General features: G+C 67.7%; 18 protein-coding genes. 11 read left to right on the forward strand and 7 right to left on the reverse strand.

Annotation, left to right across the window (positions count from 1 at the left end):
- Positions 1-90: 90 nt before the first annotated feature.
- The 4 genes from ABIE21_RS00285 to ABIE21_RS00300 form a co-directional block, all read right to left on the reverse strand.
- Positions 91-1,701, reverse strand: a complete 1,611-nt coding sequence (locus ABIE21_RS00285; protein WP_354022788.1) for a solute symporter family protein — start codon at positions 1,699-1,701, stop codon at positions 91-93.
- Entirely contained in the window at positions 1,698-2,063 is a 366-nt protein-coding gene (locus ABIE21_RS00290) for a DUF485 domain-containing protein (protein WP_354022789.1), read from the reverse strand. Before ABIE21_RS00290 ends, ABIE21_RS00285 begins: the two co-directional genes overlap by 4 nt.
- Positions 2,064-2,178: 115 nt before the next feature.
- Positions 2,179-2,922 (reverse strand): CPBP family intramembrane glutamic endopeptidase, encoded by a 744-nt coding sequence (locus tag ABIE21_RS00295; RefSeq protein ID WP_354024374.1) that lies wholly within the window; start codon positions 2,920-2,922, stop codon positions 2,179-2,181.
- 44 nt (positions 2,923-2,966) lie between these two features.
- Positions 2,967-3,380: a thiol-disulfide oxidoreductase DCC family protein gene (locus ABIE21_RS00300; RefSeq protein WP_354022790.1), complete on the reverse strand. Its 414-nt coding sequence runs from the start codon at positions 3,378-3,380 to the stop codon at positions 2,967-2,969.
- 256 nt (positions 3,381-3,636) lie between these two features.
- On the opposite strand from ABIE21_RS00300, the gene ABIE21_RS00305 reads away from it, so the two are divergent.
- The 7 genes from ABIE21_RS00305 to ABIE21_RS00335 all read left to right on the forward strand — a co-directional run bounded on the left by ABIE21_RS00305 (position 3,637) and on the right by ABIE21_RS00335 (position 12,011).
- Entirely contained in the window at positions 3,637-5,244 is a 1,608-nt protein-coding gene (locus tag ABIE21_RS00305) for a peptide ABC transporter substrate-binding protein (protein ID WP_436232291.1), read from the forward strand.
- A 168-nt stretch (positions 5,245-5,412) separates the two neighbouring features.
- Positions 5,413-6,342, forward strand: a complete 930-nt coding sequence (locus ABIE21_RS00310) for an ABC transporter permease (protein ID WP_354022792.1) — start codon at positions 5,413-5,415, stop codon at positions 6,340-6,342.
- The gene (locus ABIE21_RS00315; protein ID WP_354022793.1) at positions 6,332-7,309 is read left to right on the forward strand and encodes an ABC transporter permease; all 978 of its coding nucleotides are present in this window, start codon (positions 6,332-6,334) and stop codon (positions 7,307-7,309) included. Before ABIE21_RS00310 ends, ABIE21_RS00315 begins: the two co-directional genes overlap by 11 nt.
- On the forward strand, positions 7,306-9,060 hold the full coding sequence (locus ABIE21_RS00320; RefSeq protein ID WP_354022794.1) for an ABC transporter ATP-binding protein: 1,755 nt from the start codon (positions 7,306-7,308) through the stop codon (positions 9,058-9,060). Before ABIE21_RS00315 ends, ABIE21_RS00320 begins: the two co-directional genes overlap by 4 nt.
- Complete coding sequence (locus ABIE21_RS00325; protein WP_354022795.1) at positions 9,060-9,272, forward strand: hypothetical protein; 213 nt, start codon at positions 9,060-9,062, stop codon at positions 9,270-9,272. The genes ABIE21_RS00320 and ABIE21_RS00325 overlap by 1 nt, the downstream gene beginning before the upstream one ends.
- A 230-nt stretch (positions 9,273-9,502) precedes the next feature.
- On the forward strand, positions 9,503-11,422 hold the full coding sequence (typA, locus tag ABIE21_RS00330; RefSeq protein ID WP_354022796.1) for a translational GTPase TypA: 1,920 nt from the start codon (positions 9,503-9,505) through the stop codon (positions 11,420-11,422).
- A 73-nt stretch (positions 11,423-11,495) separates the two neighbouring features.
- Entirely contained in the window at positions 11,496-12,011 is a 516-nt protein-coding gene (locus ABIE21_RS00335; RefSeq protein ID WP_354022797.1) for a hypothetical protein, read from the forward strand.
- Positions 12,012-12,079: 68 nt separating this feature from the next.
- Here the strand turns inward: ABIE21_RS00335 and efeB are convergent, their stop codons facing one another.
- The 3 genes from efeB to efeU are packed head-to-tail and all read right to left on the reverse strand — an operon-like array spanning position 12,080 to position 15,438.
- Entirely contained in the window at positions 12,080-13,342 is a 1,263-nt protein-coding gene (efeB, locus tag ABIE21_RS00340) for an iron uptake transporter deferrochelatase/peroxidase subunit (RefSeq protein WP_354022798.1), read from the reverse strand.
- A gap of 18 nt (positions 13,343-13,360) precedes the next feature.
- Entirely contained in the window at positions 13,361-14,578 is a 1,218-nt protein-coding gene (efeO, locus tag ABIE21_RS00345) for an iron uptake system protein EfeO (RefSeq protein WP_354022799.1), read from the reverse strand.
- A complete protein-coding gene (efeU, locus tag ABIE21_RS00350; protein WP_354022800.1) occupies positions 14,575-15,438 on the reverse strand; it encodes an iron uptake transporter permease EfeU in 864 nt (287 codons plus the stop codon). The genes efeO and efeU overlap by 4 nt, the downstream gene beginning before the upstream one ends.
- A gap of 90 nt (positions 15,439-15,528) precedes the next feature.
- Between efeU and ABIE21_RS00355 the strand changes: the two genes are divergently transcribed.
- From ABIE21_RS00355 to ABIE21_RS00370, 4 genes are all read left to right on the forward strand, one after another.
- Positions 15,529-16,707: a PIG-L family deacetylase gene (locus tag ABIE21_RS00355; RefSeq protein WP_354022801.1), complete on the forward strand. Its 1,179-nt coding sequence runs from the start codon at positions 15,529-15,531 to the stop codon at positions 16,705-16,707.
- A gap of 40 nt (positions 16,708-16,747) precedes the next feature.
- Positions 16,748-17,074, forward strand: a complete 327-nt coding sequence (gene fdxA, locus ABIE21_RS00360) for a ferredoxin (RefSeq protein WP_354022802.1) — start codon at positions 16,748-16,750, stop codon at positions 17,072-17,074.
- Between the two features lies 1 nt (position 17,075).
- Complete coding sequence (dapC, locus tag ABIE21_RS00365) at positions 17,076-18,182, forward strand: succinyldiaminopimelate transaminase (RefSeq protein ID WP_354022803.1); 1,107 nt, start codon at positions 17,076-17,078, stop codon at positions 18,180-18,182.
- 91 nt (positions 18,183-18,273) lie between these two features.
- On the forward strand, positions 18,274-19,560 hold the full coding sequence (locus ABIE21_RS00370; protein WP_354022804.1) for a citrate synthase: 1,287 nt from the start codon (positions 18,274-18,276) through the stop codon (positions 19,558-19,560).
- The last annotated feature ends 65 nt before the right edge of the window (positions 19,561-19,625 follow it).

Raw genomic sequence — 19,625 nt, forward strand, 5'->3', positions numbered from 1 at the left:
CATCCGGCGGGCTTCGGCGCCATCCCGGGACATCGGCTACAGCGCGCGCTGTAGCGCTCGTCCCGGGATGGCGCCGAAATGCCGCCGCGCTCAGTGCTTCGTCGCCTCCTCGGCGCCGTACCCGGTGAGCGAGCGCACCTCCATCTCGGCGGCGATCCGCGGGTTCTCGAGCGTGCGGCTGGTGACCGTGCCCAGCCAGCCGAGCAGGAACCCGAGCGGGATCGACACGATGCCGGGGTTCGTCAGCGGGAACCAGTGGAAGTCCACGCCCTGCACCATCGAGGTCTCGGCCCCGGAGACGACGGGCGAGAACGCGATGAGCAGAACGGCCGAGCCGAGGCCGCCGTACATGCTCCACAGCGCGCCGCGCGTGCTGAACCGCTTCCAGTACAGCGAGTAGAGGATCGTCGGCAGGTTCGCCGACGCCGCCACCGCGAAGGCGAGCGCCACGAGGAACGCCACGTTCTGGCCCTGCACGCCGATGCCGCCCGCGATCGCCAGCAAGCCGATCACCACCACCGTGATGCGCGCGACGCGCACCTCGGTTCCCGGCCCGGCCTTGCCCTTCTTGACGACGCTCGCGTAGACGTCGTGCGCGAACGATGTGGCGGCGGTGATCGTGAGTCCCGCGACCACCGCGAGGATCGTCGCGAACGCCACCGCGGAGATCAGGCCGAGGAGCAGCGGCCCGCCGAGCTCGAACGCCAGCAGCGGGGCGGCGGAGTTGACGCCGCCGGGTGCCGCGAGGATGGTGTCCTTGCCGATGAGCGCGCCTGCACCGTAGCCGAGCACGAGAGTGAACAGGTAGAAGACGCCGATCAGCCAGATCGCCCAGACCACCGAGCGCCGGGCCTCGCGTGCCGTGGGCACCGTGTAGAAGCGCATCAGCACGTGCGGCAGACCGGCAGTGCCGAGGACCAGGGCGAGGGCGAGGGAGACGAAATCGAGACGGCTCAGCCCGGTCAGGCCGTACTGCAGGCCCGGGCTGAGAACGGCCTCGCCGCCCTTGTCGGCCGCGGCGCCGAGAAGGCTCGACAGGTTGAAGCCGTAGATCGCGAGCACCCACACGGTCATGATGAACGCGCCGGCGATGAGCAGCGCCGCCTTGATGATCTGGACCCAGGTGGTGCCCTTCATGCCGCCGATCAGCACGTAGATGATCATGAGCGCTCCGACCACGGCCACGACCACCGACTGCCCGATCCTGTCGTCGATGCCGAGCAGCAGCGACACCAGCCCGCCGGCGCCCGCCATCTGCGCGAGCAGATAGAAGAAGCACACGGCCAGTGTCGTCGTCGCCGCGGCCAGACGCACCGGACGTTGCTTCAGGCGGAACGACAGCACGTCGGCCATCGTGAACTTGCCCGTGTTGCGCATCAGCTCGGCGACGAACAGCAGCGCCACGAGCCAGGCGACCAGGAATCCGATGGAGTACAGGAATCCGTCGTAGCCGTTGACGGCGATCGCCCCACAGATGCCGAGGAACGACGCCGCTGAGAGGTAGTCGCCCGCTATCGCGGTGCCGTTCTGGGGGCCGGTGAACGAACGTCCTGCCGCGTAGTAGTCGGCGGCCGTCTTGTTGTTTCGGCTGGCCCGCAGCACCACGACGAGCGTGATGGCGACGAAGCCGCCGAAGATGGCGATGTTGAGCAGAGGATCGCCGACGTTGGTCGATTCGGCTGTGGCGGCGGCGAAGGTCATCGGACGCCTCCGTCTGAGTGGGCGCCCGCGGCGAGGTCGCCGCGGATCTCGTCCGCGAGCGGGTCGAGTCTGCGGTTGGAGTACGACACGTACCAGGTGGTGATCGCGAAGGTGGTCACGAACTGTCCGAGGCCGAGGATCAGTCCGATGTTGACGTTGCCGATGACCGGTGTCGACATGAACTCGTGGGCGTAGTCGGCGAGCAGCACGTAGGCGAAATACCAGACCAGAAACGCTATGCCGAGGGGGAAGACGAAGCTGCGATGCCGCCGCTTCAGACGTTGGAACGGTTCCGAGGCCTGCGCCTGCTCGAAGTCGGTGACGGGTTCGCGCGTCGCCGCGCCTGGAGCGTCGTTGCTCATGGGTTCCCCTTGTGCCATCAGCGCCAGCGGCGCGGCACACTGCGGTGTGTGCTGGGACAACCATGAGCCTCCCCCCGAACGAGTGTCAAGGGAATCGCTGAGGTTTCTCCAGAACCTATACGGAAGGTCCGAACAGCATCGGGAAGGTGGCGGCGGCCCACGGGTACCCGATGAAGATCGCCGCGTCGAGCAGGAAATGCGCCACGATCAGCGGCACGAGGCGTCCGAAGCGCGTGTACAGCCAGCCGAAGACGATGCCCATGGCCACGTTGCCGATGAACGCGCCGAACCCCTGGTAGAGGTGGTAGCTGCCGCGCAGCAGGGCGCTGCCCACGATGATCTTCCACCGCCCCCAGCCGAGGTCGCCGAGCCGTGCGAACAGGTATCCGACGACGATCACCTCCTCGGTGAGCGCAGCGCGCATAGCCGAGAGCAGCAGCACCGGCACCGTCCACCAGTAGGCGTCGAGGTTGGTGGGCACGACGTCGACGGAGATGCCGAGCGCCCGGCCGCCGAGGTACACGCCGATGCCGGGGATGCCGATCGCGGCGGCGAGGGCCACCCCGCCGAGGCCGTCATGCCACGGACGGGTGGCGTCTATGCCGAGCCGCCCGAGCCGCGGCGCGGCCGACCGCCAGAGCAGGAACACGACCAGGGCCACAGGCATGAGGTCGAAGACGACACCGAGCACCTGGTAGACGAGGTCGAAGGCCGGGCGCTCGCTCAGCGAGTTGTTGAGAGTGGCCTTCTGGTCGGCGAGAGCCTCGGTGCGCGTCAGGCGGTTGACGATCGAGACGATCGAATACACCGCGGATGCACCGAGCGAGAGTCCGAGGACGATGGCGACCTCGGCGCGCATCCTGCCGCGCGACGGGAGCGGCTCGCCCGGGCCGAGGTCGCCCGTCACGCCCGGTCGGCTGCGGGACGTGGCATCCGACACGCTGGTGTTCCTCCCGGGAGACGGTGGCGGTTGACCGCCACGAAGGCGTACGCGGCGGCAGCGACCCACGAGAACGGGGGAGTGGCGAGGAGATGCCCGGCGAACCGCAGCCCGACGGAGGGCTGGGCGCGCAGCAGAGCGGAGAACGCCAGATGCCCGGCGTACTGGTGGGTCGGCGTGATGAGCCAGGAGTACCGGGAGACGTCGTCGGCGGTGAGCCCGAGCGAGTCGAGGTCGGCCCACTGCGACGGGATCGACTCGGGGAACCGCGGAAGCATGCGCGCCATGCGGTCGACCCAAGTGGTGCAGAAGGCGCAGTCGCCGTCGAAGACGAACAGGAACTTGCCGGGCGCGGTACTCGAGTTCAGATCGGTCACTTCTCGATGCTAGACCCCGCGGGAATCGGGGTACGACCGGTGCCCGGCGGCACTTTCGCACGTCCTGTGCAAATCGGCCGCGATCGACGCACGAAAGGTGTGTCAAGCGCAACAATGTGGAGAATGAGTTACCAGCGTGTAACGTTTCCCACCTCTGGTTTGTCCACGGACGAACACCGATTTAGGGTACATCTAACCAATGCGGCACTACGCAGCACTTCGCTCTGCCGTTTGCATATCTCGCACAGGAGGAAAATTGAAAATTCGGTCCCTTGGAGTCACCGCAGTAGCGGTGGCTGTTGCAAGCGCCCTGGCGCTCTCCGGTTGCGCGGGTGAGTCCGCCCCGGCGGAATCGTCTGACAGCTCCGCAATCATCACGGCGAACGGCTCCGAGCCGCAGAACCCGCTGATCCCGACCAACACCAACGAGGTCGGTGGCGGCAAGATCCTCGACTCCATCTTCGCGGGCCTCGTCTACTACGACGTAGACGGCAAGCCGATCAACGAGGTCGCCGAGTCCATCGAGACCGACGACGCCACGACCTTCACCATCAAGATCAAGCCCGACCTGACCTTCACCAACGGTGACCCGGTCGACTCCGAGAGCTTCGTCAAGGCCTGGAACTACGGAGCACTCGCCTCCAACGCCCAGCTCAGCAGCTACTTCTTCGAGGACATCGAGGGCTTCAGCTACGACGAGGACACCGAGCTCACCGGTCTGAAGGTCGTCGACGACACGACCTTCACCGTCACGCTCAACAAGGCTGCGTCGGACTTCCCGCTGCGCCTCGGCTACTCGGCGTTCTTCCCGCTGCCCGCATCGGCATGGGACGACATCGAGGCCTACGGCCAGAACCCGATCGGCAACGGCCCGTACAAGCTCGACGGCGAAGGCGCCTGGAAGCACAACGAGAAGATCGACCTCGTGAAGAACGAGGACTACAAGGGTGGACGCGTCGCGCAGAACGGCGGTCTCTCGATCGTCTTCTACCTCGACCAGACGGCCGCGTACTCCGACCTCCTCGCGAACAACCTCGACGTCCTCGACGCGATCCCGGACAGCGCGTACTCGACCTTCGAGTCCGACCTCGGCGACCGCGCGATCAACCAGGCCGCCGCAGTCTTCCAGTCGTTCACGATCCCGGAGCGCCTCGAGCACTTCGGTGGCGAAGAGGGCAAGCTGCGTCGCCAGGCCATCTCGATGGCGATCAACCGTGACGAGATCACAGAGGTCATCTTCGAGGGAACCCGCACGCCGGCCACCGACTTCACGTCGCCCGTCATCGCCGGTCACTCCGACTCCCTGAAGGGTGCAGAGGTTCTCGAGTTCAACGAGAAGGAAGCCCAGAAGCTGTGGGCAGAAGCCGACAAGATCTCGCCGTGGACCGGAACGTTCAGCATCGCCTACAACGCCGATGGTGGACACCAGGGCTGGGTCGACGCAGTGAGCAACAGCATCAAGAACGTTCTGGGCATCGACGCCGCCGGCGCCCCGTACCCGACGTTCAAGGAAGCTCGCACGCTGATCACCGACCGTACGATCACGACCGCGTTCCGCACCGGATGGCAGGCCGACTACCCCGGTCTGTTCAACTTCCTCGGCCCGTTGTACGCGACGAACGCCGGCTCCAACGACGGTGACTACTCGAACCCCGAGTTCGACAAGCTGCTCGCGTCTGGTGCATCCGAGACCGACATCGACGCCGCGAACGCGGACTTCCAGGCAGCTCAGGAGATCCTCCTCGAGGACCTCCCGGCCACGCCGCTCTGGTACGCGAACGTCACCGGTGGATTCGGCGAGTCCGTCTCCAACGTGCAGTTCGGTTGGAACTCCGTGCCGCTCTACTACGAGATCACGAAGTAGCCTCTAACCCATAACCCAGTCGGGGGTGGCGGCCATAAGCCGCCACCCCCGACCCATGGCTGGCACGCCACGCGAGTAATCTGGGTGAACAAGCTCGTGGCTCGCTCGCAGAATAGGTCCCACCATCTCCATGAACTCCCATAACTTCCCGGCAGGCAACGGCGCCTGATGACCGGATACATTGTCAGACGAATCCTCCAAGCGATTCCCGTCTTCTTCGGCACGACCTTCCTCATCTACTTCATGGTCTTCGCCATGCCGGGCGACCCGATCGTCGCGCTCTTCGGCGACAAGACCCCGAACCCCGCGATCGTCGCGCAGCTCCGGGCGCAGTACAACCTCGACCAGCCGTTCATCGTGCAGTACTTCCTGTACATCGGCGGCCTGCTGCAGGGCAACCTCGGAGTCGCGTTCAACGGCGAGCAGGTCAGCGACATCCTGGTACGCACGTTCCCGGTCACCGCTCGCCTCGCCCTCCTCGCGCTGTTCTTCCAGTCGGTCGCCGGCATCTTCGTCGGACTGATCTCCGGACTCCGCAAGGGCAAGCTGTTCGACTCCAGCGCACTCGTCGTGAGCCTGATCCTGATCTCGCTGCCGATCTTCGTCATCGCGTTCGTCGCCCAGTACGTCTTCGGTGTCCAGCTCGGCTGGGCACGCACGACGGTCAGCTCGGGCGCCCCGATCCAAGACCTGATACTCCCGGCCCTCGTGCTGGCGAGCGTCAGCTTCGCGCAGATCGTCCGCCTCACGCGCGCGTCGGTGATCGAGTCATCAGGCCTCGACTTCGTGCGCACCGCCTACAGCAAGGGCCTCTCGAGGAACCGCATCATCCCCGTGCACATCCTCCGCAACTCGCTGATCCCGGTCGTCACGTTCCTCGCTACCGACTTCGGTGTGCTGCTCGTCGGCGCGACGGTCACCGAGGGTATCTTCAACGTCCCCGGAGTGGGCAACACTCTCTTCAAGGCCATCCAACAGGGCGAGGGACCGACCGTCGTGTCGTTCGTCACCGTGATGACGCTGCTCTACCTGGGCGTCAACCTCATCGTCGACCTCCTCTACGGCCTGCTCGACCCAAGGATCCGCTATGTCAAGTAACACCACGACGGAGTCGGCGGCCACCCCCGCCCGCTCCGCGAACCACTACGTCGCGCCGATCGAGGAAACCCCTCTGGTCAGCGTCGACGCGGTCAACGTCTCTGAGAAGAAGAGCAACCTCTGGATCGACGCCTGGCGCGACCTCCGTCGTCGCCCGCTGTTCTGGATCTCGTCGGCCCTCATCCTCCTCGTCGTGATCGTGGCGTTGTTCCCGTGGCTGTTCACGCAGACCCCGCCGAACGACGAGTGCTTCCTCGCCAACAGCAACGGAGCCCCGACCGAGGGCCACCCGCTCGGCTTCACCAAGCAGGGATGCGACATCTACGCCCGCATCATCGACGGAACGGCCACCTCGCTCTCGGTCGGTTTCATCGTGCTGGTGCTCACCACGTTCCTCGGCCTGATCTTCGGAGCCTTCGCGGGCTTCTACGGCGGATGGGTCGACTCCGTGCTCTCGCGCGTCGGCGACATCTTCTTCTCGATCCCCTACATCCTCGCGGCCGTCGTCATCATGTCGGTGCTCTCGCAGTACAGGAGCGTGTGGTCGATCTCGCTTGCCATCGGTTTGTTCGCGTGGCCGTCTACGGCGCGCGTGCTCAGATCCGAGATCCTCAGGGTGAAGAGCGCCGACTACGTCATGGCCTCCACGGCCCTCGGCGTGTCCAAGTTCAAGATCCTGCTGAAGCACGTGCTGCCCAACTCGATCGCACCAGTGATCGTCATCACGGCGATCTCGCTGGCCGCAGCCATCGTCGCCGAGGCCACCCTGTCCTACCTCGGCGTCGGCCTGGGCGGATCGGTCATGTCGTGGGGTAACGACATCAACCAGGCGCAGAACGATCTGCGCACCGCACCCCAGACGCTCATCTACCCATCACTCGCCCTGTCGATCACGGTCTTCGCATTCATCATGCTGAGCGAGCTCGTGCGCGACGCACTCGATCCGAAGGCGAGGGCCCTGCGTTGAGCGAGACCATCACCACCCCCGCGACACCCTCCGGAGTCGCCCCGCTGCTCGAGATCAAGAACCTGCAGGTAGGGTTCCGCAACCAGCGCGGCATCGTACCCGCCGTCAACGGCGTCGACATCACCCTGATGCCGGGCCAGACGCTCGCCATCGTGGGCGAGTCCGGTTCGGGCAAGTCGACCACGGCGCACGCCATCATCAACCTGCTCCCCGGCTCCGGCATCATCACCGGCGGCGAGGTCCTCTTCGAGGGCCGTGACATCACCAAGCTGAACCCCAAGGAGCTCGAAGAGATCCGCGGAAAGCGCATCGGCTTCGTGCCGCAGGACCCGATGGCCAACCTGAACCCGGTGTGGAGCATCGGATTCCAGGTGGAAGAGGCCATCAGGGCCAACGGCATCGCGACCAACAAGAAAGAGGTCAAGCGCCGCGCGATCGAGGTTCTGCAGCAGGCCGGGCTCGGCGACGCCGACCGTCGACTGCGCCAGTTCCCGCACCAGTTCTCCGGAGGAATGCGCCAGCGTGTGCTCATCGGCATGGGCCTGGCTGCCAACCCGAAGCTGCTGATCGCCGACGAGCCGACTTCGGCTCTCGACGTCACGGTGCAGCGGGTCATCCTCGACCACCTCGCGACCCTCACCCGCGACCTGGGCACCGCCGTGCTGTTCATCACGCACGACCTCGGCCTCGCCGCCGAGCGTGCCGAGCAGCTCGTCGTGATGTACAAGGGCAAGATCGTCGAGTCGGGCCCGTCGCGCGAACTGCTCGAGAACCCCCTCCACCCGTACACGCAGCGTCTCGTGGCCGCGGCTCCGAGCCTCGCCTCGCGTCGCATCCGCTCCGCCAGCCGCTCGCTCGCCGACCTCGACTACGTGGCCCCGGCCGCTGCCGAGGGCGTCGACCTGCTCGAGGCCGTGGAGGTGCGGGCCGAGGCCCACGCCGCGGCGACCGACGTCGCCCCCGCGATCGTGGTGGAGAACCTCACCAAGGTCTTCAAGATCCGTGGGCAGAAGCTCGCCGCCCGTGAGTTCAAAGCGGTCGACGACGTGTCGTTCAGCATCGCCCGCGGCACCACCATGGCGCTGGTGGGAGAGTCCGGATCGGGCAAGTCGACGGTCGCGAAGCTGCTGCTCAAACTCGAGGAGCCCACGTCGGGGTCGATCATCGTCGACGGCACGGACATCGCCGGCCTGCGAGGCCGCGACGTTCTCTCGTTCCGCCGCAAGACCCAGCCGGTCTTCCAGGACCCGTACGGGTCGCTCGACCCGCTGCGCAACATCGGCGCGACTATCGCCGAGCCGTTGCATGTGCACAAGGTCGGCACCAAGGCCGAGCGCCGCGCGCGTGTGCTCGAACTCCTCGACCAGGTCGCCCTGCCGCAGAGCCTCGCCTCGCGATACCCGAACGAGCTGTCGGGAGGCCAGCGTCAACGTGTGGCCATCGCCCGCGCGCTCGCTCTCAAGCCCGAGATCGTGGTTCTCGACGAGGCGGTCTCCGCCCTCGACGTGCTCGTGCAGGCCCAGGTGCTGAAGCTGCTCGCCGACCTGCAGTCGGAGCTCGGACTGACCTACCTGTTCATCACCCACGACCTCGCCGTCGTGCGGGTGATCGCAGACAACGTCTGCGTCATGCAGAACGGTCGCATCGTCGAGGCGGCATCGGTAGACGAGGTCTTCGACAACCCGCGTGAGCAGTACACGCGCGACCTGCTCGCGGCCATCCCCGGCGCCAACCTGACACTCGGGGTCTGATGTTCCGGCAGCAGGGTCGGCCCGACGAGCGCAAGCCCGTCTCGCCGCCCCTGCCGCCGGACATTACTGTAAAGCTGCCCGCCGCCGCAGCGCCCGATTCGAACGCCGGCGGGGGAGCGATGCCGCGCCGCCTCCCGGCGCACTCCCGCGACGAGCGCCGACTAGCCAGGATCGACCGCAAGGTCGCCGAGCGCGATCGCCGCGCCGACTGACGAGCTGCCCGGGACGTTCTCACAGTAGAAAACGGCCCCGCGCCCCCGAGATCTCGTGTGCCGTCAGCGAACACGAGGGTTTTAGCCGTTACACTGGATGTGCAGGGCACCATCGACGTGATCCTGAGATCCCCACAAACCACCTCCGCGTTTGTGCGTGGTCGTGCCCATGCCGCGAAAGCGCAACGCGCGCGCCCGTCACCGCTAAGAAGCAGTCAAGGAAAACACCTATGGCAATCGCCACCCGTACCGACCTGCGCAACGTCGCAATCGTCGCCCACGTTGACCACGGCAAGACCACCCTGGTCGACGCCATGCTCCGCCAGACGAACTCGTTCGACGCACACGCGCACCTTGAAGACCGCGCCATGGACTCCAACGAGCTCGAGCGCGAAAAGGGCATCACCATCCTCGCGAAGAACACCGCGGTGCTCTACAACGGCAAGCACGCCGAAGAGAACCACGCCGGCGGCAACATCACGATCAACGTGATCGACACCCCCGGCCACGCCGACTTCGGCGGCGAGGTCGAGCGCGGCCTGTCCATGGTCGACGGCGTCGTGCTCCTCGTCGACGCGTCGGAGGGCCCCCTGCCCCAGACCCGCTTCGTGCTGCGCAAGGCCCTCGAGGCCAAGCTGCCCGTCATCCTCCTGGTCAACAAGACCGACCGTCCCGACGCCCGCATCGACGAGGTCGTCGCCGAGAGCCAGGACCTCCTGCTCGGACTCGCGTCCGACATGTCCGACGAGCACCCCGACCTCGACCTCGACGCGATCCTCGACGTGCCCGTCGTCTACGCCTCGGGCCGCAACGGCGCCGCGAGCTGGAACAAGCCCGAGAACGGCACCCTGCCCGACAACGAAGACCTCGAACCGCTGTTCGACGCGATCCTCAAGCACGTTCCCGCCCCGTCGTACGACGACCAGCACCCGCTGCAGGCGCACGTCACCAACCTCGACGCGAGCCCGTTCCTCGGCCGCCTCGCCCTGCTGCGTGTCTTCAACGGCACCATCAAGAAGGGCCAGACCGTCGCCTGGGTCAAGCACGACGGCACCGTCGCTAACGTCAAGGTCACCGAGCTGCTGATCACCAAGGCGCTCGACCGCTACCCGACCGAGTCCGCGGGCCCCGGCGACATCGTCGCCGTCGCCGGCTTCGAGGACATCACCATCGGTGAGACCCTCGCCGACCCGAACGACGTGCGCCCGCTGCCGACCATCACGGTCGACGACCCGGCCATCTCGATGACCATCGGAACCAACACCTCGCCGATGATCGGCAAGGTCAAGGGCCACAAGCTCACCGCCCGCATGGTCAAGGACCGCCTCGACCGCGAGCTCGTCGGTAACGTGTCGATCAAGCTCGTCGACGTCGGACGCCCCGACGCCTGGGAGATCCAGGGCCGTGGAGAGCTCGCTCTCGCGATCCTCGTCGAGCAGATGCGTCGTGAGGGCTTCGAGCTCACCGTCGGCAAGCCGCAGGTAGTGACCAAGCGCGTCGACGGCAAGCTGCACGAGCCGTTCGAGCACCTCACCACCGACGCGCCCGAAGAGTACCTCGGCGCCATCACCCAGCTCCTCGCCGCCCGCAAGGGCCGCATGGAAGGCATGAGCAACCACGGAACCGGCTGGGTCCGCATGGAGTTCGTCGTCCCCTCGCGCGGTCTCATCGGCTTCCGCACCGAGTTCCTCACCATCACCCGCGGTTCGGGCATCGCGAACGCCGTCTCGCACGGCTACGAGCCCTGGGCCGGATCGATCGAGACCCGCACCAACGGCTCGATCGTCGCCGACCGCTCCGGTGTCGCGACCCCGTTCGCCATGGTCGCCCTGCAGGAGCGCATGTCGTTCTTCGTGGAGCCCACGCAGGAGGTCTACGAGGGCATGGTCGTCGGCGAGAACTCGCGTGCCGACGACATGGACGTGAACATCACCAAGGAGAAGCAGCTCACCAACATGCGCCAGTCGACCTCGGACTCGTTCGAGCGTATGACGCCGTCGCGCAAGCTGACGCTCGAGGAGTGCCTCGAGTTCGCCCGTGAAGACGAGTGCGTCGAGGTCACGCCCGAGTTCGTGCGCATCCGCAAGGTGGAGCTCGACGCGAGCGCCCGCCAGCGCAGCACCGCCCGCCTGAAGAAGCAGAACGCGTAAGTCACAGCACATCCACACGAGCCCCGCCCCGTTTCATCCGGTGCGGGGCTCGTCTGCGTTTAAGCTTGGACCCATGACGACCACGCGCACCCGGATCGCCCGCACCCTGTTCATCGCAGCCGCTCTCGCCGCCTCGCCGCTGCTCGTCGGCTGCGGCGTCGCCGACAACGTCGTGAACGGCGTGATGGACGAGGCGCAGAACCGGGCCGACGACGCCCTCTCCGAGGCGCAGAAGCAGGCCGGAGACGCTGTGTCCGAGGCGCTCGGCGGCGCAGGCATCAGCACCGACGGCCAGCTGCCCCCCGGATTCCCGGCAGACGAGATCCCCGTCGTCGGCGAAGTCAAGGGCGGGGCGAGCGGGCCGGATGGCTCGGGCTGGGGTGTCGTGTCGACGCTGACCTCGGACGACTTCGCCTCCGCGCAGGCCGCCCTCGAGGGCGCGGGCTTCGTCAGCAGCGCCGTCAACTCCGACGCCGCGGGCGGCTTCGGCACCTTCACTCTCGCGCCGCACACCGTGGTGCTCACCATCGGAACCGACGCCGACGGCGTCGTCACCGCTAGCTACGTCGTGACGGTGACCGGCAACTAGCCGCGCCGCGCCTGCCCCGGTCCCGGGGCTCCGCTCGGACCGGCCCCGCGACCTCCGCAGGCGTCGCTCTAGGCGAAGAGCCCAGCGCCGATCGAGCCGCCCTTGCGCGCGCCGGGCGGCACCGCGAAGATTCCCGATCCGACGTGGCGCACGTACTCGTTCATCGCGTCGTTCTTGGCCAGTCGCAGCTGGATCGGCACGAACTGTTCGCGCGGATCGCGCTGGAAGCAGATGAAGAACAGGCCGGCGTTGAGGCGTCCGAGATCGTCGTTGCCGTCGACGAAGTTGTAGCCGCGGCGCAGCATCGTCGCGCCCGCATTCGTGTCGGGGTGCGCGAGGCGCACGTGCGCGGCCTCGTCGATGAGCGGCGCGTCTCCGCGACCCGTGGCTGCGAAGTCGGGCGCGGTGAACTCCTCGCCGCCGCTGAGGGGCGCGCCCTCGCCCTTGGTGCGCCCGACGACGCGCTCCTGCTCGCGCAGCGACGAACGGTCCCAGGTCTCTATCGTCATGCGTATCTTGCGCGCGACGAGGTAGGAGCCTCCGGTCATCCATTCGGCGCCGTCTCCGGACTGCACCCACACGTCCTTCGCCGTCTCGGCGTCTTCGGCACGCAGGTTCGCGGTGCCGTCCTTGAAGCCGAACAGGTTGCGCGGGGTGGCCTGCGCCCGTGTCGTCGACGAGGTGCGCCCGAAGCCGAGCTGCGACCAGCGGATGCTCGCCCGCCCGAAGGCGATGCGCGACAGGTTGCGGATCGCGTGCACGGCGACCTGCGGGTCGTCGCTGCAGGCCTGGATGCAGAGGTCGCCGCCGACGAGCGTGTCGACGAGGGCGTCGCCGGGGAAGTGCGGAAGGTCGATGAGCGCCGCGGGGCGCCTGCCGGCAAGGCCGAAGCGGTCGTCGAACAGAGACGGACCGAAGCCGAACGTGATGGTGAGCCCCGACGGCGGGAGGTCGAGCGCCTCGCCGGTGTCGTCGGGCGGCGAGTCGTACGGGCCGCTCGCGGGGCCGTACGCCCCCGCGCCGAGCCCGGTCGACATCCGGTCGGCGGCGTAGGTCCAGTCGGCGAGCAGCTCCTCGAGCTCGTCGCGGGAGATGTCGCTCACGTCGTAGGCGGCGAAGTGCAGTCGGTCCTGCGCGGCTGTGAGGATCCCCGACTGGTGTTCGCCGAAGAACGGGTACGACGCGGCGGCGCCGGACGCGGCACTCGCTTCTGGAGTGAGCACCCGGTCGACGCCGAAGCCGAGACCGGCCCCGACGACGCCGGCGCCGGCGAGCCCGAGGAGCCCCCTGCGGGAGAGCCCGGAGCGTGCCGGGGCCGAGTCGTCAGTCATCTGCCGATAGTAGGTTGCTCAGCCGACCAGAACCGACGTCAGCCGGCTGAGAGGCTCGGCGAGGGCGTTGACGCCGTCGGCGAGCTCCTTGACCTGCTCGGTGGTGAGGTCGTCGTAGTAGACGAAGCCGGCGTCGAGGCTGCCGTACTGGCCGAGCAGCGTCTCGAGCGACGTGAACTCTGCGTCGAGCGTCGCGACGATCTCCGCGTCCTTCGGCTCGACGATGTCGCGCACGCCCTCGTAGGCGACACGCGCGCCCTCGAGGTTCGCCTGGAAGTCCCAGAGGTCGGTGTGCGACCAGATCTCCTCCTCGCCGGTGATCTTGCCGCTGGCGACCTCGTCGAGCAGGCCGATGGCGCCGTTGCTGATCGCGTCGATCGAGACGGTGTAGTCGTCTTCGTGCACGGCGTCGTTCAGCGCGGCGGTGTCGGCTTCGAGCAGGTCGGCGAAGCGCACGCGCTCCTCGGGCGTCAGCGGCACGTAGGCCTCGCCGCCGTTGTCGGCTGCGGACGGCTGCCAGAGGTCCTTCTCGATGCGGTGCCAGCCTGTCCACTCCGTGCCCTCCTCGACGTCCGCCTCGCGGAAGTCGATCTTGGGGTCGAGGTCGCCGAACGACTCGGCCACGGGCTCGATGCGCTCGTAGGCGGCGCGCGTGCTGGCGTACAGCCCCCGCGCGGTCTCGTCGTCGCCGGCGCGGTAGGCGTCGAGGAACGTCGCCGTCGAGGTGACGAGGCCCTCGACCTGGTTCTTGATGTATGACACGTAGTTGACCGCCGCGGCGTCGACGAGCTCCTTGTCGTCGCCGGCTCCGGCCAGTTCCGCTCCCGAGTCGGTGACCGTGAAGGCCGCCTTGCCGATGCCGGCGCCGATCATCCCCGGCTTGCAGACGGTGAAGTAGTCGCCGGGCCTGGCCTGCACGACGAGGTCGCGGGTGATGCCGGGGCCGATGTTCTCGACCTCTCCGATGATGCGCAGCTCGTCGTCGGCGAGCAGGTAGAACTCGGTGACCTGGTCGCCCGTGTTCTCGATGCTGAAGCTCACAGCGCCGCTCGGGGCCTCGGCAGCCGAGACGACGCAGTCGTCGGCGCTGGAGTCGACGGTGAGCGCGGTGGCCGCAGCGCCGTCGCCGGCCGGGTCGTTGGCGACGCACCCCGAGAGCACGAGCAGGGCCGCGGCGCCGACCGCGACGGACACGGCCGCTCGCGTGCGGGCGGGGGCCAGGATCGACCGGTTCATAGTGCTCCTTCTGTGGTGACTGCGGATGCTGCGGGGAAGACGGGTGCGGACGCCCTGTTCTGACGGCGTACCGACAGCAGGAACAGGGTCATCACGGGGATCACGTAGGCGAGCCAGGCGGCGGCCTCGAGCACGGTGGTCGCGGGGGAGAAGTTGAAGACGCCCTTGAGGAGGGTGCCGTACCAGCTGTCGGGCGGCACCGCTGCGGTGACGTCGAAGGCGAGCGTGCCGAGCCCGGGGAGGAACCCGGCCTCCTGCAGGTCGTGCACGCCGTAGGCGAGCACTCCGCCGGCGACGACGATGAGGAAGACGCCGGTATACGTGAAGAACTTCGAGAGGTTGATCGAGAGAACGCCGCGGTAGATCAGGTAGGCGAGCACGACCGAGACGGCGATGCCGAGGGACGCCCCGACGAGCGGCAGGGTCGTCGAGCCGCTCGCCTGCACGGCCGCCCAGATGAACAGCGCCGTCTCGAGCCCCTCGCGGCCCACGGCGAGGAACGCCACGAGCACCAGTCCCCAGCCGGCGCCCGACAGGTGGGCGTCGACCTCGGAGCGCAGCTCCCGCGACAGCCCACGCGCGGTACGCAGCATCCAGAAGATCATCCACGTGACGAATCCCGTTGCGATGATCGAGAGCAGCCCGCCGATCAGCTCCTGCGCCTGGAACGACAGCCCGTAGGCGCCGAAGGTCAGCACGCAGCCGAGGGCGAGCGACAGCAGCACCGCGATGCCGACGCCGAGCCAGATGCGCGGCAGCACGTCGCGCCGGTTGATCTTGACGACGTAGGCGATGAGGATACCGACGACGAGCCCTGCTTCGAGGCCCTCGCGCAGGCCGATGAGAAAGTTTGCGAGCACGGGTCTTTTCCGGGAAGAGAGCGAGGGAGGTTGGTAAGGCTTACCTTAGCCATCTGACTCTAATCACTCTTGTCTAAACTGTCCACACACATGCCTGACATCAGCCAACCGATCGACACGGTCGAGCGCGTCCTCTTCGTGCACGCCCACCCCGACGACGAGAGCATTACGACCGGCGGAACCATCGCGACGCTCACCTCCTCGGGAGCCGCGGTGACCGTGCTCACCTGCACGCGCGGCGAGCTCGGCGAGGTGATCCCGGCCGAGCTGCAGCATCTGGCGAGCTCGCCGGAGTCGCTCGCCGCCCACCGCGAGACCGAGCTCGCCGCCGCGATGCGGGCGCTCGGAGTCGCCGACCACCGCTACCTCGGCGACGAGAACGCCCGCTGGGTCGACCTCCCGCCGCGTCGTTACCTCGACTCGGGGATGCGCTGGGGCGCATCCGGAGCCGAGGCGTTGGAGTCGCTCGGCGCGCTCTCGCTCTCGGCGGCCTCGATGAGCAGCGTGACCGCCGACATCGCCGCCGTCATCGCCGACATCGCCCCCACGGCCGTCGTGAGCTACGACGAGCGCGGCGGCTACGGGCATCCCGACCACGTGCGCGCTCACGACGCCGCACGCCGGGCCGCCGAGGTCATGGGCGTCGACTTCTACGAGGTCGTCACCGACGGCACCGGGCCGATCGTCGTCGACGTGGCGCCGGTCGCCGACCGCAAGCGGGAGGCGCTTGCCGCCCACCGCAGCCAGCTGACGCTCGACGGCGACACCTTCGCCCTCTCGAACGGTGTGTCCCAGCCGATCGCCCTGACCGAGACCTACCGGCGCCTGGCCGCCACGCCGGCCGCGGAGCACCTTCCGTTCCGCGAGCAGAGCCGGGGCATCAAGATCGGCGTCGGTGCCCTCGCCCTCGCGTTCGGCGCGGTCATCGGCGCGCTGATGACGGCGGTGCACCAGTCGAGCGTCACGGTCGGCGACGTCGCCGTCCCGTGGGGGCTCGTGCCCGCCCTCGTCGCCAGCACCGGGTTCGTCGTCGGGCTGCGCGTGCTCACCTCTTCCCGCATCATCCCGATCCTCGCCACGGTGGGGATCATGGGGATGACGACGTTTCTCGCCTCACCGACGATGGGCGGCTCGGTCATCGTGCCGGCCAACATCACGGGTCTGATCTGGACTTTGGCGCCGGCGGCCGTGATCCTCGTCGTCGTCGCCTGGCCGAATCTGGGCAGGGTGCGTGCGGGCACCGCAGACGCTCAGCCCGCGCGTGGGTAAGATTGTCTAGTTCTCGTGCAGTGAAAGGATCTCGACCTCAGTGACCTACGTCATCGCCCAACCCTGTGTCGATATCAAAGACCGCGCCTGCATCGACGAATGCCCCGTGGACTGCATCTACGAGGGCGACCGCATGCTCTACATCCACCCCGACGAGTGCGTCGACTGCGGTGCGTGCGAGCCGGTCTGTCCCGTCGAGGCGATCTACTACGAGGACGACGTGCCCGAACAGTGGGCCGACTACTACAAGGCCAACGTGGAGTTCTTCGACGAGGTCGGTTCTCCCGGCGGCGCGGCGAAGGTCGGCGTGATTCACAAGGACCACGCGATCGTCATGGCAGAACCCTTCAACGGCCACACCGAATAACGTGGCGCGCACGCCGCTCGACCTGCCCGACTTCCCCTGGGACGCGCTCGTCCCGTTCGGCGCCGTAGCCCGCCGGCACGCGGGCGGCATCGTCGACCTCTCGGTGGGCTCGCCCGTCGACCCCACCCCGCAGCTGATCCGCGACGCCATCACCGCGGCGACCGACGCGCACGCCTACCCGCAGGTCGCCGGGACTCCCGCCCTGCGCGAGGCGATCGTCGAGTGGTTCGGGCGCCGCAGGGGAGTGCGCGACCTGTCAGTGGGCAACGTGCTCCCGTCGATCGGCTCGAAGGAGCTTATCGCCTGGCTGCCGCTGATGCTGGGCATCGGCGAGGGCGACGTGGTGGTTCATCCGGAGGTCGCCTACCCCACCTACGCCATCGGCGCCGCCCTCGCCGGCGCCACAGCCCTCGCCAGCGACGACCCGGCCGCGTGGCCCGAGAACACCCGCCTCGTCTGGATCAACTCGCCGGGCAACCCCGACGGACGGGTGCTCGACGTCGAGACCATGGCCGCGATGGTGGCGCGTGCCCGTGAGCTCGGCGCCGTCATCGCCGGCGACGAGTGCTACGCCGAGCTCAATTGGGCGGCGGATGAACCGACCCCGTCGATCCTCGACCCGCGAGTCACGGGCGGCGACAACTCCTCGGTGCTCGCGGTCTACTCGCTCAGCAAGCAGTCGAACCTCGCCGGCTACCGCGCCGGATTCGTCGCGGGCGATGCGACCCTGGTCGCCGAGCTGCTCTCCGTGCGCAAGCACGCCGGTCTCATCCCGCCCGCCCCGGTGCAGGCGGCGATGATCGTGGCCCTCGGCGACGAGTCGCACGTCGCGGCGCAGCGCGCGCTGTACCGCGCCCGCCGCGACCGGCTCAAGGCGGCCATCGAGGCCGCGGGCTTCACCGTCGACCACAGCGAGGCCGGCCTGTACCTCTGGGCGACCCGCGGGCAGGACGCCTGGCAGACCGTCGGCGACCTCGCCGAGCACGGCGTGCTGGTGGTGCCCGGCAGCTTCTACACCGACGGCGCCCCGCAGCACGTGCGTATGGCGCTGACGGTGAGCGACGCCGACGTCGACACCGCGGTCGAGAGATTCGCCGCACTGCGCTGAGATTTAGAGGTTTTCTCCAAGCCGCTTTGTGGGCTTTTGGACGCGATACGACTAGTCAGGCGCCGCCTAATAGGCTGTAGGGGTGAATGACATGGCGCCAGGAACCGAAACGGCCACGCTGCACTTCCCGGGGGGAACAGCGGAGTTCCCGGTTATTCGCGGCGTCGACGGCCGCGACAGCATCGATATCTCCACTTTTATGAAGCAGACCGGCTTCACCACGCTCGACCAGGGCTTTGTGAACACCGCCTCCACGAAGAGCGCGATCACCTACATCGACGGCGACGCGGGCATCCTGCGGTACCGCGGGTATCCGATCGAGGCGGTCGCGAAGAACTCCACCTACCTCGAGGTCGCGTGGCTGCTCATCTACGGCGAGCTGCCCACTGCCGACGAACTCGCGGGCTTCGACGAGAAGATCCGTCGGCACACCCTGCTGCACGAGGACCTCCGTCGCTTCTTCGACGCACTGCCGCACAACGCGCACCCGATGTCGGTTCTGTCGAGCGCCGTCTCGGCCCTGTCGACCTACTACGAGGGCTCGCTGAGCGTCAAAGACCCCGAGCAGATCGAGATGTCGATCGTGCGGCTGCTGGCCAAGCTCCCCGTGATCGCCGCCTACGCGCACAAGAAGAGCCTCGGACAGGCGTTCCTCTACCCCGACAACTCGCTCAGCTTCGTCGACAACTTCCTGAAGCTGAACTTCGGCACCATGGCCGAGCCGTACGAGGTCAACCCGGTGCTGTCGAAGGCTCTCGACCGCCTGCTGATCCTGCACGAAGACCACGAGCAGAACGCCTCCACGTCCACCGTGCGCCTCGTCGGCTCGACCGAGGCGAACATCTTCGCCTCCGTCTCGGCCGGCATCAACGCCCTCTACGGCCCCCTGCACGGCGGCGCCAACGAAGCGGTTCTCAAGATGCTGCAGGAGATCAAGGACTCGGGCGACGGCGTCACCAAGTTCGTCGACCGGGTGAAGAACAAGGAGCAGGGCGTTCGCCTCATGGGCTTCGGCCACCGGGTGTACAAGAACTTCGACCCGCGCGCGACCCTCGTCAAGGAGAGCGCCGACGAGGTGCTCGAGGCTCTGGGCGTGCAGGACGACCTGCTCGACATCGCCAAGGAGCTCGAGGCCGTCGCTCTCGCCGACGACTACTTCGCCGAGCGCAAGCTCTACCCGAACGTCGACTTCTACACCGGAGTCATCTACAAGGCGATGGGCTTCCCGCCGCGCATGTTCACCCCGCTGTTCGCGATCGGACGCCTCCCCGGCTGGATCGCCCACTGGCGCGAGATGAACCTCGACCCCGCGACCAAGATCGGCCGCCCGCAGCAGCTGTACATCGGCGAGCCCGAGCGCGCCTGGCCCGAGCGCTAGGCAGTACCGCCGCCGGGATTGCCGGCTGAGCAGGTCGCGCGGCGTCGGTCACGGCGCCCGGTGGC

The sequence above is a fragment of the Conyzicola nivalis genome (genome assembly GCF_040548875.1).
Taxonomy (GTDB): domain Bacteria; phylum Actinomycetota; class Actinomycetes; order Actinomycetales; family Microbacteriaceae; genus Conyzicola; species Conyzicola nivalis_A.

Coding starts and splice junctions, on each gene's coding strand:
- ABIE21_RS00285 (WP_354022788.1), bottom strand. CDS start 1,701: ATGACCTTCGCCGCCGCCACAGCCGAATCGACCAACGTCGGCGATCCT.
- ABIE21_RS00290 (WP_354022789.1), bottom strand. CDS start 2,063: ATGAGCAACGACGCTCCAGGCGCGGCGACGCGCGAACCCGTCACCGAC.
- ABIE21_RS00295 (WP_354024374.1), bottom strand. CDS start 2,922: ATGCGCGCCGAGGTCGCCATCGTCCTCGGACTCTCGCTCGGTGCATCC.
- ABIE21_RS00310 (WP_354022792.1), top strand. CDS start 5,413: ATGACCGGATACATTGTCAGACGAATCCTCCAAGCGATTCCCGTCTTC.
- ABIE21_RS00315 (WP_354022793.1), top strand. CDS start 6,332: ATGTCAAGTAACACCACGACGGAGTCGGCGGCCACCCCCGCCCGCTCC.
- ABIE21_RS00325 (WP_354022795.1), top strand. CDS start 9,060: ATGTTCCGGCAGCAGGGTCGGCCCGACGAGCGCAAGCCCGTCTCGCCG.
- typA (WP_354022796.1), top strand. CDS start 9,503: ATGGCAATCGCCACCCGTACCGACCTGCGCAACGTCGCAATCGTCGCC.
- ABIE21_RS00335 (WP_354022797.1), top strand. CDS start 11,496: ATGACGACCACGCGCACCCGGATCGCCCGCACCCTGTTCATCGCAGCC.
- efeB (WP_354022798.1), bottom strand. CDS start 13,342: ATGACTGACGACTCGGCCCCGGCACGCTCCGGGCTCTCCCGCAGGGGG.
- efeO (WP_354022799.1), bottom strand. CDS start 14,578: ATGAACCGGTCGATCCTGGCCCCCGCCCGCACGCGAGCGGCCGTGTCC.
- ABIE21_RS00355 (WP_354022801.1), top strand. CDS start 15,529: ATGCCTGACATCAGCCAACCGATCGACACGGTCGAGCGCGTCCTCTTC.
- ABIE21_RS00370 (WP_354022804.1), top strand. CDS start 18,274: ATGGCGCCAGGAACCGAAACGGCCACGCTGCACTTCCCGGGGGGAACA.